At 59.6% G+C, this 18184-nt stretch carries 13 protein-coding genes; 1 reads left to right on the plus strand and 12 read right to left on the minus strand.

Annotated elements, in window-relative coordinates; genetic code table 11:
* Positions 1-104: 104 nt before the first annotated feature.
* The 12 genes from AAHB16_RS18385 to AAHB16_RS18435 form a co-directional block, all read right to left on the minus strand.
* Positions 105-335: a hypothetical protein gene (locus tag AAHB16_RS18385; RefSeq protein WP_342051634.1), complete on the minus strand. Its 231-nt coding sequence runs from the start codon at positions 333-335 to the stop codon at positions 105-107.
* Positions 336-482: 147 nt separating this feature from the next.
* Entirely contained in the window at positions 483-980 is a 498-nt protein-coding gene (locus AAHB16_RS18390) for a hypothetical protein (protein ID WP_342051635.1), read from the minus strand.
* A complete protein-coding gene (locus AAHB16_RS18395; protein WP_342051636.1) occupies positions 980-1297 on the minus strand; it encodes a hypothetical protein in 318 nt (105 codons plus the stop codon). Before AAHB16_RS18395 ends, AAHB16_RS18390 begins: the two co-directional genes overlap by 1 nt.
* A gap of 151 nt (positions 1298-1448) precedes the next feature.
* On the minus strand, positions 1449-1898 hold the full coding sequence (locus tag AAHB16_RS18400; protein WP_342051637.1) for a hypothetical protein: 450 nt from the start codon (positions 1896-1898) through the stop codon (positions 1449-1451).
* 118 nt (positions 1899-2016) lie between these two features.
* The gene (locus tag AAHB16_RS18405; RefSeq protein WP_342051638.1) at positions 2017-2340 is read right to left on the minus strand and encodes a hypothetical protein; all 324 of its coding nucleotides are present in this window, start codon (positions 2338-2340) and stop codon (positions 2017-2019) included.
* 5 nt (positions 2341-2345) lie between these two features.
* The gene (locus AAHB16_RS18410; RefSeq protein WP_342051639.1) at positions 2346-2891 is read right to left on the minus strand and encodes a hypothetical protein; all 546 of its coding nucleotides are present in this window, start codon (positions 2889-2891) and stop codon (positions 2346-2348) included.
* Positions 2892-3023: 132 nt separating this feature from the next.
* A complete protein-coding gene (locus AAHB16_RS32775; protein ID WP_446718109.1) occupies positions 3024-3440 on the minus strand; it encodes a DUF6984 family protein in 417 nt (138 codons plus the stop codon).
* The gene (locus AAHB16_RS18415; RefSeq protein ID WP_342051640.1) at positions 3389-3796 is read right to left on the minus strand and encodes a hypothetical protein; all 408 of its coding nucleotides are present in this window, start codon (positions 3794-3796) and stop codon (positions 3389-3391) included. Before AAHB16_RS18415 ends, AAHB16_RS32775 begins: the two co-directional genes overlap by 52 nt.
* 1242 nt (positions 3797-5038) lie before the next feature.
* On the minus strand, positions 5039-5536 hold the full coding sequence (locus AAHB16_RS18420; protein ID WP_342051641.1) for a hypothetical protein: 498 nt from the start codon (positions 5534-5536) through the stop codon (positions 5039-5041).
* A 630-nt stretch (positions 5537-6166) separates the two neighbouring features.
* Positions 6167-14764, minus strand: a complete 8598-nt coding sequence (locus AAHB16_RS18425) for a hemagglutinin repeat-containing protein (protein ID WP_446718110.1) — start codon at positions 14762-14764, stop codon at positions 6167-6169.
* Positions 14665-15294: a two-partner secretion domain-containing protein gene (locus tag AAHB16_RS18430; protein WP_342051642.1), complete on the minus strand. Its 630-nt coding sequence runs from the start codon at positions 15292-15294 to the stop codon at positions 14665-14667. The genes AAHB16_RS18425 and AAHB16_RS18430 overlap by 100 nt, the downstream gene beginning before the upstream one ends.
* 364 nt (positions 15295-15658) lie before the next feature.
* Positions 15659-16930 (minus strand): DUF445 domain-containing protein, encoded by a 1272-nt coding sequence (locus AAHB16_RS18435; protein ID WP_446718111.1) that lies wholly within the window; start codon positions 16928-16930, stop codon positions 15659-15661.
* Between the two features lie 167 nt (positions 16931-17097).
* On the opposite strand from AAHB16_RS18435, the gene AAHB16_RS18440 reads away from it, so the two are divergent.
* Entirely contained in the window at positions 17098-18102 is a 1005-nt protein-coding gene (locus tag AAHB16_RS18440) for a Bug family tripartite tricarboxylate transporter substrate binding protein (RefSeq protein ID WP_150375209.1), read from the plus strand.
* Positions 18103-18184 lie beyond the last annotated feature (82 nt).

Below are 18184 nucleotides of genomic sequence, written 5' to 3' on the forward strand. Positions count from 1 at the left end.
AGATGATGCACCAATGACCGAGCCGCGGTGTTGTCCACGGATCTTCTTTCTCGTTTATATGGGATTAGCATGCGCCCGAAGCAGGACCCTTCCTTCTTTGAGCATCAGCCTTTATCTTCATCGGGCCTTGCTGCGGGTGCGGCCTGCGTCTTTTCATTATTATCCTGATATGTTCGCTTGGCTTTTTTCCAATCTGGCTCTCCGAAAACCCATAGGCCAGACAGCTGTGCACGCGCGGAAAAATATCCTACTGACATTAGCAAAAATCCAACCAAAAACAAAACAATCCCCAACCATCGCGGCCTAACATCAATCCATGCAGCAGCAAAGAACATGGAAAATCCGATGACATACGTAAGCGTCTGCGACAGAGTAGTGAAATTTCCATTTCTAAAAAATCGGCCCAACTTCTTCTCCCCCACGATTTATTGTCACCGTATCCAATTGGTCCAGTTCAGGCCCGATATATTTTCGGCGCCCACCTAATCCACGCATGCCGCGCGCCGCTCGGATGGATACGTCATGTACAGGTATCCATTGCGCGTATCGTCATCAAGCATGATGAGAGCAGAGGCACCACCCTTACATAAGAATATTTTTTCGCCATAATCCTTCGATGTTATCCACCCCAACGAATTCAATGTCTCCTTATATTTCTTCATCAAAACTGCAGACCATGCATCGGACGAAACCGTAAGCCTTAGCGTAGCGCTGCTTATTTTTGTTTTCTTGTCATCATCAAAATCGAGAATCTTTACATTTTCACTGCGGATGATATCCATGTCATGCCGCATCATCTGACGAGCAGATCTTGTCTCTGCAAGAGACGGATTCGACTTGAACGAATATCCTATACATATTAAAACAATAATAAAAACAGTCGAAAGCAAAATCGAACAAAAGCTGCGCAATGTGGCTTCCCACGTTCCAGGCGTTGCACTAACGCCTTTCCCTATTTGAGCCTCAGGACGTTTCGACATCAGCCTTTATCTTTACCGGACTTTGCTGCAGATGCTTTCTGCGTCTTTTCATTATTATCCTGATATGTTCGCTTGGCTTTTTTCCAATCTGGCTCTCCGAACACCCATAGTCCCGACAGCTGAGCACGCGCAGAAAAACAGCCAACTGACATCAGAAATAATCCAGTTACAATAGAAGTCATAACCAACCATCGCGGCCTGACTTGAAACCATAAAACACCAAATATCATAGAAAATCCTATGACACACATAAGTGCTTGCGATAGGCCAGTGAAATTTCCATTTCTAAAAAATCGCCCCCACGAATAATTGTTCACGTCTATTTTCACCTTATTTTCGCAATCGAATTTCTTAACGCATGCATCGAGGATTAAAAACAAAGACCATCGTTCTAACCCTCCTGCCATAAACGCTTCCGCAGAGGCACCTTAAGCCCTGCCGAGCTTCAAAGTCTCCGCCGCCGGCGGCTTACTGTTTCGCCAGAAATTCATCGACGTGCTCTGCCAGAAGGCAGAGATCCGCATAAGCAGCCAAGGCAAAATCGGGGAAGCGCTGTGCAATGTAGCTCCTCACGTCCGATGTACCGCTCGCTTCAGCCACGGATTGCATTTCGTCTACGAACACGGGCTGAATAATCCAGTTGGTACCTGGAAGCGAATGACGGTCATGTCCGGTGATACTCCATTTAATGCCCCCCTCATACGCCTGCAGAGCTGTTCGCAAACGCTTGATTAGCAAATCTTCTCCCGACGTCACTCTAAAAGAAGTGAAGGGCGCCGAGGTCGAGTGATCCTCTCTGATGGATTCATCACGCTTTAACTTTACAAACACGATCCGTGGCTGGAATTTCCTCCACTCCAACGTACAAAATTTTTCTATTACCTGAAGAAGTTCATCCCCGTTAGCAAGCACGATCATTTGGCGCCCTTGCTTGCACTGACTGCGATTCCATCCGAATTAGCAGACGCGAGGGAGAAAGGACATTGAGACATATATGGCGATGCACTTTTGACCGAACCGCGGTGTTTTCAGCGATTTATTTTTTGAAAATAAAAATAAATATCCAACTTACACCAAGCATAAACCCAAAAGCTACCGCCTTTTTAAACCGCAGCCAAAACGCATCAAAATCAACTGTATTACGCCAAAGATCGCCGCTACGCACATAATCAATCAACGTCGCCATAGATCCACCGCCGCACTCGTTAATAAATCCACACCATTTTCTCAAGACATAATTTTGAGTCGCTTCTTTTATTAACGGAATAATAGTCAAATCTATGATTACGAGCATGGCGCTGATCATCACTGTAAAAACCAAAACAATCAATAAGGCCTGACGCATAGACAGCGTGCGCACAACTCTCATTTTTGCATCCCTTGGACTTGATCTTTCACCCCGTTACTAACGGGTTCTTGCACCCATGCTGATGCTACGCCGGCTACGGCGCCAGGCCAAACGCTCGGCGCATTCCACTTAGATACGCCATAATCCAAGGCTATCCAATCTGGAGACCACCATCCTCTTGGAGAAACAATTTTCCCTATAGACGTTTCGATAGCTTTTCCCACGCCATATCCAACACCTGTACTCAAAGCGGCTCCTGCCATACCGCTTATTGGATTCTCTCCTTTTATGGCCGATCCGAAAAGAGATCCTCCCGTATTAGCGACTAGTGAAGAACCGAATCCAGATCCAGTCGTAATGAACCCGGTTGTCCCAGCGATGGCGACATCTTTCCAGTCCGTCGCTCCGGACTGATACGCATAGTTTGCAGCAGCACCAACCCCGGCACCAAATAGCTTCATGCCCACGGCGGTTACACTACCGCCAGTCAAGCACCCAAGCCCAATCATGCCAATTCCTGCTACCGTGGTGCCAATCGGATCTTTTGCAACGTTGGAAGTCACTAGTTGATTGTAAGTCTGCCGTACTAAATCTCGCCTGACAATTCATCAACCGCGATAACTCACATCCTATTTAACCAATATAAAATAGAACAATAAGTTAATACAAACCCTCGAAAAAACTCCACATATCCATTACATTTGACCACTCCCCGGCAATCTAGGAATGTCAGCAATATCCCAATTCACTGGAAAAGATCTTAAGGATGTAAAATCCACTTTCCATATGTCTATTTCGCACGGAATATGTTCCCTATCGACGAAGAGCGTAGCCAAGACGAGCACCCCATCCGAGTCGAATGATTGCGCAGTCGAGACCATTTCTTTATATGTGCTGCTCTGATAATCGGGAGGCACCTCGGCTACCAACCGAAAACTTCCCATCCCTCCATCGCCCAGACTCTGCACCATTAGGCCTTCTAAGTTGTCGGGAAGGTCAACTCGCTCGGCGATGCCGCAAAGGAATTTCAGAAGAGATGCTTCCGCGCTAGATATAGCTCTCATTTTTCGCCCTGCTTGCCGATGCATTCGCCTGCGTAGGGCGTCAGCCATTGCTGGGCGAAAGCAAAAGGGTCCATGGGCAATGCCGAAGCGCCGATGGCCTGCAGGGCAGGCGGGAGGTCTTTCGGGACTTCGAGCTGGAACTGCGTGATGCGGAAGCAGGGGGCTTCCTGTGGCAACGCAGGAAACTCAGCGCGCGCGATGGCCTCGCCGCGGACTGCGGGGGCATTGATCGCGGCGGCGCGCTCGCGGGATTCTTGTTGTTGGCGCGTGCGTTGGTCTTGTTCGGCGTTGGTTAGGGCGGCGGATTGACTGGGAGGTTGGGGAACCTGAGCGATCGCGTTGGATGCGTAGAGGATGACCGCAATCGTCGTTGCGGACGCGAGGGGGAAGCGATTGTGAGACATATAGGAATATGCAACAGTGACCGAACCGCGGCGCTACTAACGCCAGCATCAAAACGTTTCGACATCAGCCTTTATCTTCGTCGGACTTCGCTACGAGTGCTTCCTGCTTCGTTTCAGCATCATCCTGATATGTTCGCTTAGCCTTTTTCCGCTCTGGCTCTCCGAAAACCCGTAATCAAGGGAGTCTTAATGTCTACATCGATTACATTCCAATAACACAAAAACACCTACTTTATTCCTCTTCCCATGGTCCCCTCCGCGTAGGCGGTTCCAATTCGCCACGATCTCGCCGCTTCTGCGCTCGCAAATCCTTTACGAAGTAGTAGGTAATAGCCACGAAGAATGTGAGAAAAACTGGCAAGCCCGCAATAAGCGGCCTCCACCCGGCCCCCTGAGCCAAGGAGAAGCCTGCCGCCACAAGAACGAGATACGTCAGACTGAGATAGCCCACAATAAGGCGCTTGAATATTTTCTTACGATTATCTGACGAACTCATTTCCGTTCCTTAAGACGACTCTCTATCCCGGCTTGCAAGGGGCCTGCATTCATTTGGATCAGTAGGTTCGCAAACACTCCGACCGGTCCCCGAGCAGCGTATTGAAGGCCAGGTCCGATTACCGCAGATGCAGCTGCCAACCCTCCAGCGAGGCCGGGATTCAGAGTGGGGCTAAAGATTGACGAAGCGCCCAATGCTGCTTCACCAGCCAATCCAGAAAAATTTAAGGATGAGAATGATTGTCGAAATCTTTTACTCTTCAATTTTTGGGAAACTGGCAGAGCCACCTCAACCATTCCTCCACCAAGATCCCATTTCGCGAAGAGGACAACCCAATATTCCGGCCTTTCTCAACGGCGACGGAAGGTAAATCAGCAAGTAAATTCCTACCAAAACAGCCGTTGGACAAAATACCAATATCATGCTTTCTCGCTCATCGAATCCAACTATTTTTTGCGCTACTCCAGCGAAAACCATCCCCCAAAAAATCGCCCCAACTGGACGCAGCACCGCCAACCACGATGCAGATCTTCAATGCGCATAAGATTTTGATCCAATTCATTTTTATTTTGATATGTTAGCTTGGCCTTTTTTCCAATCTGGCTCTCCTAAAACCCATAGACCAGAAAGCTGTGCGCGCGCGAATTCCCATTTCTAAAAGATCGACCCAACTTCTTCTCTCCCACGATCTATTGTCACCGTATCCAATTGATCCAGTTCAAGCCCGATATATTTTCGGCGCCCACCTAATCCGCGCATGCCGCACGGCGCTCGGATGGATACGTCATGTACAGGTATCCATTGCGCGTATCGTCATCAAGCATGATGAGAGCAGAGGCACCACCCTTACATAAGAATATTTTATCGTCATAATCCTTCGATGTTATCCACCCCAACGAATCCAATGTTTCCTTATATTTTTTCATCAAAACTGCAGACCATGCATCGGACGAAACCGTAAGCCTTAGCGTAGCGCTGCTTATTTTTGTTTTTTTGTCATCATCAAAATCGAGAATATTTACATTTTCACTGCGGATGATGTCCATGTCATGCCGCATCATCTGACGAGCCGATCTTGTCTCTGCAAGAGACGGATTCGACTTGAACGAATATCCTATACATATTAAAACAATAATAAAAACAGTCGAAAGCAAAATCGAACAAAAGCTGCGCAATGTGGCTTCCCACGTTCCAGGCGTTGCGATAACACCTTTCCCTCTTTGAGCCTCAGAACGTTTCGACATCAGCCTTTATCTTTACCGGAGTTTGCTGCGGGTGCTTTCTGCGTCTTTTCATTATTATCCTGATATGTCCGCTTGGCCTTTTTCCAATCTGGCTCTCCGAAAACCCATAGCCCGGACAGCTGTGCACGCGCGGAAAAAAATCCCACCAACGTCAGTAAGAATCCAGTTATAAGGAGAGTGAAAGCTAGCCATCGCGACCGGACTTGAATCCATAGAACACCGCATATCATTAAAAAACCAATGACGCACATCAACGATTGCGCTAGCCCCGTAAAATTTCCATTCTTAAAAAATCGATTCATTTCTCCGCCCCATTTATAATCTTCCGCCAGAGCTGATTCATTTGCCGCTTGATTTCATCCATCGAGACTGTACCTTTAATGGTTTCGCCAAATTCGTTCAGAAATGGTCCCGCAACCGGCACTTTGACACTCAGCGCTCCGATCTCAGCACCAAGGACACTCTCACCCACGTACTGCCCAACGTCAGGCCGAGCAAGCTGCTCAAGACCGCCTAGCGCCCAACTCGCGCCTCCGAAAAAGAGCGATATTGCATCCGCCGGAATCGCGACCGTGGGATTCGTTGCTCCCACCGCTGCGGCGATAGCGCTGGCACGCCCCGTTTGCGTACTTAGAGAACTTGCGATGTTCGCCACATCAGTCGCACGCTGCTGTATCTCCTTATCAGTGTAGGGGGCGGAACTCCCGCCACGCAATCGGCTTGTCCCGCGCCACACCTTGATGTCGGAAGCGCCCCCGGAGAACTAGTGAAACGCGGCACGCTGCTGTAGTCCTGGCGATGTTCATAAGGAATATCACCGAGGATAGCTTTCTGTTGCGATTGAATGTACGCCATGATTGCGGTGTCCGGCTTCGCTTGGACCTCTTGAATGCGGGTAGTCCCTGCAAGCGACGTCCATTCCACGCTACCGTCTGTTGGTTTGGATGTCGCCGCATCAATCACGTCTCGATTGCCGGACTCCAGTACGTTCCCGTTCATGTCTACCAAACTAGACAATCGCATCTGGGCTTCGATTTGTTCGACGGTGTAGAGGCCTCCGCTGTTCTCCGCCATCCGCTTCGCCAGCGCCTTCTCATCCGGATGCAACTGCCGATTAAACCGATCCGCATTCGCCGCAGTCGCTGCACCTGAGCCACCGCCAGCAACAGCACCGATGCCTCCCGCCGCGAGGTTCGCCGCCAGGTTGCCGATGGCCTTGTCCAGATCCTTGTTACCGGTGTTGGCGCTGTCCGCCACGGCTTTGCCCAGCGCGGCGAGCTGTTCTGCCGCGAGCGATGACAGGCCCGCGCCTGTCGCGCCGGCGAGGGCGTTGCCGCCGCCGAGGGCGGCGATCATGGCGCCGCCGGCGGCGTGGAGGGCTGCGCGGTAGGCGCCGCCTTCCTTCCAGCCTTCGACGTCTGCCTTGGCTTGATCGAGCGTTGCGCGGTTCTCTTCGGACGGATTCGCGTCGTAAGCGATCTGCGCGGCCTTTTGCGCGTCGGTCGCTTCCTTGCGCTTCGCATCCGCAATATCCCCGACCGTCCTCCCAACCGCCTCCCCTGCCGCCTGCGCCGCCGCCATCATGTCGGCCTGCTTGCCCAGCACGTTGTTGAGGTCCGGACCCTTGCCGACCGTGGTGTTGGTATTGCTCAGGTCACGGTTCAGTGTCGCCACATCCTGATTCTGGTTGGCCTGATCGGTGATGGTAATCGTGCCGGCCGCGATGCCCGCCTGGCTGACGCCGCTCTGGCTGCCGCTTTCGCTTTGCGGGATGAATGGGCTCACACCGCCCGTGTTGTTCCCTGCCGTCTGGCCCGACTTCTTGTCGATGACCTTCTGCCCGAAGGTGAGCCCTCCTGTCAGACCCATCGACGTGCCGCTGTAGTCCGACTTGTTCTCGATATCGCTCCAGGTAAGCGTGCCGGTCGTCAGCTTGTTCTTGTCCTCGTCGGCCGTGCTCGCAATGATGGCGCCCTTGAGGTCCGTGTTGCCCTTGACGTTGAGATCGAACCCATCGTCGCCCGCGCGGATGCCGGATTGTTCCGTCACGTTGGCGTAGTTGCTGTCGGCCTTGCCTTTTGACGCCGAGAAAGAACCACCCGCGCCGCCCTGGCTGATGCTCAGGCCGCCGCCCATGCTCTTCTGCTCCGCATGACTGACTTCCGTATCCTGACGACTTGCGATGTTCAGGTTGCCGCCGATATCGGCCGACACCTTGCCGCCGCTGACCACGCCGCCGAGGATATTGGTGTCGTTGCCCGATACGATCGTGACCGACTCGCTGCCGGTCACGTGGCTGTTCACCTGCGTGGTGCCGACCGTGTCGCTGTTGCCCTTGCTCATCTGGCCGGACACCGACACGCCGAAACCCTGCGCGCCGTAGGAGACGCCGATGCTGCCGCCGCTCGACTTGTTCGTGGAATGGGTTTCGTAGGTGTCGGTGGCCGAGACGATATTGACGTCGCCCTTGGCGCCTAGACCCACTTTGGTGGCCGAGACGTCGGAGCCGACGATGTTCAGGTTGCCGGCGGTCTTGTTGCCGTCGGCATCCACGCCCGTTGCGATGAACGTGGCGGTGCCGCCCGCCTGAATATTCGATCCCGTATGGGTCGTACTGTCCTGCGTGAGCGTGTTCTTGCTCTGGCTGGTGCCGAAGGACAGCGTGATGGCCGCGCCCTGCGGTCCCTCTCCCGCTTTCAGGGCGTCATAGGCGGCGCCTGCACCAGCGGCCGCGTCATAGGCGTCCCGACCTGCTGCGATGCCCCACAACGCCGACGCGCGCCCATCTTCGCTCTTCGTGCTCGCGTTGATCTTCTGGCCGGCATTGATCGCCGCGCCGATGGCCCCGCCGCTCACACCGAGCGTGAAGCCCGTCTGCTTGATCTCATGGGTCTCGTCGTGGTGCTCGCTGCCTTTGGCGGCCTCGATGATGACATCGGCGCCCACGCCGGTCAGGTCCTTCGCCGCGATGACCTGACTGCCGGTGATCTGCAGCGTGCTGCCTGCTTTCAGGCTGACGCTGCCGTCGGTGCTGCCGACGAGGCTGCCGGTCTGTGTGACCGAGCTGTCATGCGTCGTGTCCTTCTGGTCGCGCATGCCGTAGGACAGACCGCCGCCGGTGGCACCGAAGCCGGTGGCCTTCGTATGGGAATACGTCTGGCTTTCGCTAGTGCTTTCAGCCGTGGTGATGGTCAGGTTGCGACCCGCTTCGAGGCTGAGGTCGTGCGTGCCGGCGACGGTCGAGCCGGCGATGGTCATATCGCGGCCAGCGCTGCCGGTGATGGTGTCGCCCGACACGACCGAGCCGACCGCCACGCTGTCGCGCGTGCTCGATGTCGTTGTCGTTTCCTTCTTCGACATGAAGCCCGAGCTTTCGGTATGGGACCAGCTGTCGCTGCGATGTTGTTCGGTCACCGTACCGATGGTCACGTCGCCGGTGGCAACCAGCTTGACGGCGCCGTCCGTGCTCGACACGCCCGAGCCGAGGATCGCCACATTGCCAGTGCCGTCGGACTGCGCGGCAGCAATGCCGTTGCCCTGCAGGATCTGATTGACAACGGCGGTCTGCCCCGCGCCAAGCGTGACATTGCCGCCCGCGTCGATGGTGGCGGCGCGGGTGCTTTCGTCGTACGCGGATTGCGTGAACTGGGAGGCCTTGTTGCTCATCGCACCGGCGGCCTGCGTGTGCGTGTCCATGGCGGCGGTTACGGTCGTGTTGCGGCCGGCCACCAGCGCGGCGTCGCCACCAGCGTCGATGGCCGAGCCCGTCAGCGTCGCATCACGTCCCGCCACCGCGGTCATGCTGCCGTCGGTCTTCACCGTGCTGCCGGCATTCACGGTGGTCTCTTCGCGCAGATAATCCTTCCCGCCATGCGCGGTCGCATCCTGCGTCGTGCCGAGTTGTACCGTCCCGATGTTCAGGTCACGGCCCGCAGCCAGCATCGCGTTGTTGCCGGCATCCACCGTACCGCCAGCGATCGTGATGTCGCGGCCGGCCAGCATGGCGACGTTGCCCGTGCCTTCGATGGTGGCCACCGCGCCAATGCCCGTGGCGCTGGCCGTGTTGCCGTTGGCCATCGTCGTGGTATTGGTGATCGTCTGCGACTGGTTGACGATGTCGCGGCCCGCCGCCACGACGACATCCTGGCCGCCGATGCGGCCGCCCAGGTTGCGGACGTCCTGCGTGGCGCTGACGACGGTCGTGCCGCTGCTGCCGATGCTGCCCCGGTTGACGATGTCAGTACCGACGATCTGCGTGGCAAGGTTGCCGACAATCGAGCCGCTGTTGTCCACGGTGCCGGTTGCATCGATCGACACCGTATTGCCCGCGACCAATGCGCCGGTGCTGTTCAGGTCAACGCCGTTGCCTTGGGCGAGATAGACCTTCGGCACGAGCACCGACTGGGTGGTGCCGTCCGGCAGCGTGACATCCTGCGACACCATCCACACCATATCGGTGGTGAGCTGGCGCATCTGCTCGTCCGTGAGACCGACGCCCGGGGTCAGGTCGAAGGCCTTGGCATACGTGACGCCGTTGTTCATCAGCGTCTTGTACTCCTCCAGCTGGTCCGTATAGCCCGTGAGGAAGGTCTTCCCCGTCAGTTGCGTAATCTGGTCGCGGACCAGTTTCTCTTCGTAGAAGCCGTCGCCAAGGCGCTTCTGGGTCTTCTGCGGATCGAGACCGAGCGCGCCCAGCATGTAGTCGCTCGAGATGAAGTTCGTGTACTGCGTGAAGCGCGGGTCCGTGGCGACAAGGTAGGTGTCGCCGGGGGCAGTGCGGAAGCGGTAGAGGCCGTTGGTGGGCAGCGTGAGGTTGGGGATGCCGCCTTGCGGCGTGCCCAGCGTCTGCACTACGCCCTTGACGGTGCTGGTCCCGACTGCGCCGGCCTGCCCTGCATTGCCCGTGGCACCGGCGGCCTGCGTACCGGTGGCCCCGCCGCCGGAGACCGTTGCGCCCGTCACCGCGGCGCCGACGGTGTTCACCGAGGCCACGGTCACGTTCTGCGCCGTGGTCTGGACGTTCTGGTTCGCAGTGGCCACTGCGGCGAGCGCCGACGTCGTGGTGGGTGCCTGCGGCGCGCTCGGGTAGGCGACGACCTGCGTGTCCGAACTGCTGCCCGTGCGCTGGTGCCAGTAGTAGGTGGAGGTGTCCTGCGTCGTGACCGTTTGCTGGAGCACCGTGCCAACGTCCTGAATCGTCCCGTTCGCGGCCACGCGGATCAGGTTGCCACCGGCCGCCATCGTCGACGACTGATTCAGGATATTGCCGTTGTTGCTATTGATGCGGATGCTGCCCGATGCCTGGATCTTCGCCGCGTCCGTCGCGCTGACGAGCTGGTCCGTCGCGGTCGTCGTCACCGTGGTACGGCTGATCTCGTTGTAGTCGTGACCGAAGTTAGCCTGTTTCACCTCGTCCGGGCGGATGTGCAGGTTCGGGTCCCAGTCGGGCCATAGCGTGATGCTGTAGGTCGTGCCGTTGTCTGTGATCGACTGGTAATACTGCGTGGGCCGCGTAGCGATCTCGCGCGTGCAGATGCCCGTGGTCTGGTCGCACGGGGAACTCGGGGTGGCGATCTGGTCGATGTACTCCTCGATGGGAGACTTCACGAACGACAGCGTCTTGTTCGTCGTGTCGAGGTTCTTGATATCGGCCTTGTCGACGGTCACCGTGATCGGGCCGCGCAGCGCGTTGGTTTGCGGCGTGCTGACCTGCGCGCTCTGGGTGTTCCAGTTCCACTGGGGGAACGTCAGGCTGGTATGGATGGCCAGATCGATGCCCGAGAGTCCCGCCTGCCACAACGTCAGCGTCTGCGACGCGGTCTGCGTCGGCGTGCCGGCCGTGGTGACGATGCTCGTACGCGTGTTGCTGAGCTGATTGGCGGCGATGTCGATATCGCCGTCGGCCTCGATATTGGCCGAGCGGTTGACAAGCGTGTTCGTCTGGTTGACGAGCAGGCCCGTACTTGCGTCACGGTTGCCGTCGCGGGCGATCTGCAGGTTGCCCGCGCTATACAGCGTCGCACCATCGAGGTTCTGGACCGAGTGGGTCGCGTACAGGTTCAGGTTCTGCACGGCGGCCATCAGGGCCGAGGGGCCGTTGTTGAGAATATCCGTGCCCTGCACCTGCACGTTGTTGCCGATGACCGTCCCGGTATTGCTGACCGTCGGGCCCGTGACCTTGACGGCATCGCCCTCGATACGGCCGGCGTTGGCGACAACGTTGGTGGCTGTGACCGTGGTGGTCGTGGCGTTGATGTCTGCGGAGTTGGCGTTGATGACGTTGGTGCCTGTTACCGTGACAGCGCCTGCGGAGGCGAGCGTGCCGGTGTTGGTCAGGGTGCCCGTGGCATTGACGCTCAGGTTGCCGTTGGCGTGGACTTGATTGGCAGCGTCGTTGGTGTAGTCGCCCGCGACGTTCAGCGTGAGGTCGCGGCCGGCGATCATGGTGCCACTGCCCGATAGCGCGCCTGCGACGGCGACGTCCTGATTCGCCTTGACCGCGCCGCCGAGGTTCGATACGGATCCGACGTTGACGCTGACGTCCTTGCCTGCCAGCACCTGCCCGCTGGCGTTGTCGAGCGTGGCACCGCTCTGGTTCAGCGTCAGGCTCTGGCCATAGAGGGTGCCATTGCGGTTGTCGAGTTGCGAGCGGATCTGCAGGTCGAGCGCGCGCCCGGCGGCGATCTGGGCGCCGGTGTCATTGGCGAGCGTTTGCGCGGCGATCGTGATGTCGCCGTTGGCGCCGATCTTGCCCGACGTGTTGGTCAGCGCGTTGGTGGCCGTGATCTTCGTGGCGCCATCGCCGGCGTTGACGAGCGCGCCACGCGTGTTGTCGATACTCGTGGCGGTGACGATTGCCGTGGTCGTCGCCCCGTTGGCGGCCAGCGTGCCATCGGTATTGATAAGGGCGCCGGTAGCCCCGACGGACAGATTGCCGGCGGTCTGGGCCGAGCCCGCGGTGTTGTCGATGCTGCCGCCGCTCGCAAGCGTGAGGCCGGTGTTGCCGAAGACCTTGCCCTGCCGGTTCGACAGGTTGCCGCTCGTGATGGCGGTGGTCTTGCCCTGCGCGGAGAGCGTACCGCTCGCATTGTCGAGCGTGGTGGCCTGCGCGGCGAGGTTGCCGTTGGTCTGGATGACGCCGCTCACATTGGAAAGCGTCTGCCGGCTCGTGACCGAGAGATCGCCTGTACCCGCGTGAGACACCGTGCCGCTGTCGTTGACGACACTGCTGCCGTCGATCGAGAGGCTCGCGCCGTTGGCGACGATAGTGCCGCCGGTGTTGTCGAGCGTGCCCCCTGCCGACAGCGTCGTGGCCCCCTGGCCGTATTGCTGGATCGTGCCGCCGCGGTTCGAGAGATCGCCGGTGGCGGTGACCGTTACGCGGTCGCCGTCGAGCCAGCCGCCGGTGTTGTCGACAGACGCGGCGGTGATGGTGGTGCTGGCGGCGGAGATTTCGCCGTCGCGGTTCGTGGTGGCGCCCGTGCTCGTCAGCTGCAGATTGCCGCTGGCGGTCAGGCTGCCGGTGTCGTTGTCGATCGTTTGCGCGTTGAGCGTTGCGTTGCCGCGCGAGGTGATGGTGCCCGCATTGGTGATCGTCGTGCCGGCGTCGAGCTTCATGGCGCCGTTGCCGCCGATCAGGCCCGTGTTGGCGTTGACGATGGCCTGTTGCGCGGTGACTTGCGTCAGGCCGTCGCCTGCGTTGGCGATGCGGCCGTCGGTGTTGTCGACGCGCGCGGCGGCTGCCGTCAGGGTGCCACTCGCTGACTCGATGCGGCCGCCGGTGTTGGTGAGCTGGCTATTGGCGTTCAGTGTGAGGCCGGTTTCGGCGTGGAGCGTCGCGTTGGTGTTGTCGAGGGGGCCGTCTGTGGTGACGGTAAGGGCCTTCTGCGATGACACCGTACCGCCGGTGCCTTTGAACGCGCCGAGCGTTGCCGTGAGGTCGCCGTTGCTCTGGATCGTGCCGGCCACGTTGCTCGCCGCACCGCGCGTCGTGACCGCGAGTGTTCCTGTGCCGGCGTGGGAGATCTGGCCAGCGTCGTTGGTCAGCGTCACCGCGTTGATGGTCAGATTCCGCGCGTTGGCGGCAATGGTGCCACCGGTGTTGTCGAGTGCGCCGCCAGCGGTGATCGCTGTATCGGTAGCGCCGGTCTGCTTCAGCGAGCCAGCGCGGTTGATCAGGTCGCCCGTCGTCTGGATGGCGAGTTGCGTGCCCTCGATCTGGCCGGAAGTGTTGTCGAGGGACTGGGCCGTGATGGCAACGCTGGTCGCCGAGACGGTGCTCTGGCGCGTGCTCAGCGCGTCTGCGTGGGTCGTCAGTGCGCCAGTTGTCTGGACGGTTGCGCCGGACAGGTCCATGGCGCCGCCCGACAGCGTCAGGTTGCCATTGGCCGCGGTCTGGCTACCCGCAAGGTTCAGGCTGCCACCCCGCAGCGTGACATTGCCGCTGGCGGAATTACGGCCCGTCGCCGTGACGGCGCCCGTGGCGTTGACCGTGAGGTCGGCGGACCCGGCGGTGGCACCATCGGGCATCATGCCTGCGGCAAGTGTGCCGGTCGACGCGACGCTCTGCGCGTTGACGCCGAGCCACTGCTGCGCGGCCAGCGTGCCGCTGTTCGTGAGCGTGCCCTCGGTACGGACGTCTACTGCACCGACGGCGTACGTCGTGCCGCTGTTGTCGATGCCATCGCGTGCGGACACCGAGAGATTGGTGCTTGCGCTCGTCTGCCCCGCCAGCACGAGCTTGCCCTGCGCGGTCAGCGTCATGTCGCCGGCCTGCGCGGCCGCGATGCCGCGGAGCGAGACGCCGACGCCGAGTTCCGTGGATGCCAGCAGGATCTTGTTGGCGTACATGCCGCCGAGCTGGCTGACGTCGATGCCGGCGGACGGTGCGGGGCCATTGCCCGCGATGGCGTTCGCTTCGAGCGTGCTGTAGTTGACCTGGTTGGCCCCGGCCACCACGTTGAGGCGGTTGGCGTAGAGCGCCGCGTTGGCCCTGACCGCGCGCGCGATCACATCCACCTGGTCGACGTTGGCGGCGTTAAGGCCCGCGCCCTCGAAACTGATCTGGCCACCGGTCACGCGGAACGCGTCGAGGCTGCCGCTGCCGCCGTAGATCGGCGTGCCGGTCGTCAGCGTCGCGCGCGGCGTGTTGATAAAGCCCGCGCCGTCCACGAAGATGCCATTCGGGTTCGAGATGACCACCTGCGCGCCCGGGCCAGCCACTTCCACATAGCCGCGCAACTGGCTTGGGGACATGCTGTTGACCTGGTTGACGATGATGCGCGCGGAGCCGCCGGCAGCAGGTTCGGGTTGCCGTTGATCAAGCCGGCCTGCTGCGTGTTGACGATGCCAGGCGAGTTATTGAGGATGGCGCCGCCGCGGTTGACGTCGAATTGGTTGTAGTGGTTCGTTGAGACGCCCGCGGCGGAGGGACGGGTGATATTGACCTGCGGCAGGCCGTTGGGGGTCGCGATGACCGTGGGGCGGTTGGCGCCCGCGTTCGGGTCGGCGACGATCTGCGCCGTTGCCGTCGTCGACAAACCCATGCAGGCCCCGAGGGCGATCCATACCGCCAGACGGATAGCCCCGATCGTTGAAATCGCGAAGCGATGCACGGCCGCCCCGGGCAGCGTGCCGCGCTGCGCCCTGCCCAGGGCGGCACTGTGCCGGCCCGTTCCGGTGCTGCTGGCGGTCTCCGCCACGGCCATCGGCATGGCGCGCGTGTGGTTGAAGACGATGCGGTAACAAAGGCGATTCATGGGACCCCGGATGCATGGCGTGTCGCTTGGCGCATCACACGGCGACATGCTGGGAATCCGCTGCAACCTCGGGGCAAAACACCAACGTACTACCCTTCGTACCGCGCGCAACTACAGCTGTAACCATTTGTAACGACACTGATGGGGCGCAGCGTAGAGGATGTGTAAAGAGATTTACACCCTACTTTTTGGCTAGCTCAAGTCTGTTTTGATTCACAAGTCCTCAACGCCCGCAAGAGCATACGGCTGTGCAACCGCGCTGGATATGGCATTACCGCCATTTTCCGGCGTTCGAGATAACCGCTGTCTCCTGATATAAAAAATATTTACATCAGATTTAAATGTACGATCGGCGCAACGGTTTCTACTGCGCAAGCCACCCCGGCAACTGGGCAACGAGATATAGCGTCGCGCCAATCAGGCCCCCGACGATCGTGCCGTTCATGCGGATGTACTGGAGGTCCCTGCCGACGTTTAGTTCGATCTGCCTCGACATGTCGCGCGCGTCCCAGCCGCGTACCGTGCCGCTGATATGCCGCGTGATGAAGTCCGCGAAATCGGGCGCCATTTGCCCCGCGGCGTCGCGCAGGTGCTGGTTGATCGATTGCCGGAGCGATGCGTTGCGCGCGAGTTCGTCGCCGACCCATTGCCCCGCGGCAACAACGCGTTGATAGACGGACGAGTCCTCGCGCGTCAGGTCTTCCTTGAGCCGTTCGTGCCAGTCGTTCCAGAGCTCGCCGATATACGCGTGCAGCGCCGGATGTTCCTGCAGATAGCGCTTGATATCGTTGGCCTTCGCGTGGAACGCGGCATCGTCGCGCAGCCGGCGAATCAGGTCCTGCGTCACCTCGTCGAACTTCTTGCGCAGCGCGTGGCTGTCGTCCTGCTCCACCTGCGTGAGAATGCGCAGCAGCGCGGCGGAGATCATGTCCGCGCCGCGATTGCCGATCCATTCGGTCGGCAGCACCTTCTCCTTGGCAGGATGCTCGGCCTTGAGCCATTCGACGATACGCGCCGCGATGAGCATGCGTGTGTTGGGCTCGTTGAGCAGCGCGACCAGATGCGTGATCGACTCCTTGAGCAGCACCTGATGGCGGTTGTCGCGCGTGAGCATGTCGAGCACGTCCGCCGCGGCCTGCGTCAGGTCGATGCGGCGTAGCACCGCGTTGATGGCATCGCGCGCGAACTTGCGCATGTCATCTTCATCGAGCAGGTCCAGCATGCCGCGCAGGAACTTCGCCACCGCGTCGCCAATCCTGCGTGTGTTCTCGGCGGACTGGAGCCAGTCCGCTACGGCCTGTGCCGGGTTATGCCGGTCGATCAGCGCGACGACCGAATCCTTGTCGAGGAATTTCTCTTTCACGAACACCGCGAGGCCATCGGCAATGTCGTCGCGCTTGCGGATGATGATGTTCGTGTGGCCGGACAGGCCCGGAATCGGAATACGGCGGAACAGCGCGGCCACGGCGAACCAGTCGGCGAGACCGCCGACCATGGCGGCTTCCGCGGCCGCGCGTATCCAGTCGGTGGCCAGGCTATGCGGCATGAACAGGGTGGCGGCGAATATGCCGGCCGCGGCGAGCAACAGGGCGGTGGCGCGGCGCTTGGCCTTGCCCAGTTCCTGCGCCTGCGTCATCGCGTTCGTGTCGTGTGCTTGAGGGGTCTGCATGGGGCTATTGTCGTCCATTCGCGGAGCAGGCTCACGAGCCATATAGCGAAACCGCCTATTCACATGCCAAATGGTCAGTTCGGGATGCAGGCGCGCAGCCGTAGGATGCAAGGCTCGCCTCTCGCCCGTACATCATGTCCATCGCTCGCATTCTTTCGCGACGCGCGGCGCTGCTCGTCCCTACGATTGCCGCCACGCTGTCGCTGTCCATCCTTGCCAACGTCTCCGCGCATGCGGAGGGTGTGTATCCGCAGAAGCCGATCACCTGGGTCGTGCCCTACACGCCCGGCGGCACCAATGACAATGTGGCGCGCATCGTCACCAAGCGGTTGTCGGAGAAGACCGGGCAGCCGGTCGTGCTCGAGTACAAACCCGGTGCGGGCGGCACGCTCGGCGCGGGCTTCGTCGCGGCGGCCGCGCCCGATGGCTATACGTTGCTGAACACGTCGATTGGCAATCTTGCGATTGCGCCGCAGCTGATGCCCGTGAAGTTCGATCCGTTCCGGGACCTCGTGCCTGTGGCCTATATCGGCAACTCGCTGGCGACGGTCGCGGTGAATCCGCATGTGCCCGCGCAAACGCTGCCGCAGTTGATTGCCTATGCGCGCGCGCATCCGGGGCAACTGACGTTCTCCAGCTCCGGCAATGGCACGCCGGGCCACCTTGCCGGCGAGCTGCTCAAGCAGACGGCCAATATCGATATCCGGCACGTGCCATACAAGGGCAGCGCGCCTGCTGTGGCCGATGTGGTCGCGGGGCACGTGGATATCGTGTTCGATCCGCTGAGCGCGCAGTTTATCCGGCAGGGGAAATTGCGCGCGCTCGCCTATTTTGGCGGCAGCCGCGCACCCGACATGCCCAACGTGCCGTCGATCCGTGAGTCGGGCGTGAAGGATTGGGAAGATTCGCTCGCCGGCGCGTTCTTCATCACCGCGCCGCGCGGCGTGCCGCCCGAGGTGCTCGCGAAATTGCGGCAGCTGATCGGTGAGATTCTCGACGAGCCCGACACGCGGGCCGCGCTCGCACGCGTGCAGGTCGATGTGCAACGCCTGACGCCGGAACAGACGTCGCAACGGATCCGGCAGGTGCATGACATTGCCGCGCGGGTTGCCACCAGCGGTGCGCTGGCGGCGAACTGACCAGTCCCCCGCCGGGGTTCCGCCTGGTTTTTGACTACCGCCCGCTCGCCGCGCAGATGGCGAGCGGTTTCCTTCCCACCTT

It is taken from the genome of Cupriavidus sp. OTU4054 (genome assembly GCF_038440175.1).
In the GTDB taxonomy this organism is placed as follows: Bacteria; Pseudomonadota; Gammaproteobacteria; order Burkholderiales; family Burkholderiaceae; genus Cupriavidus; species Cupriavidus pauculus_D.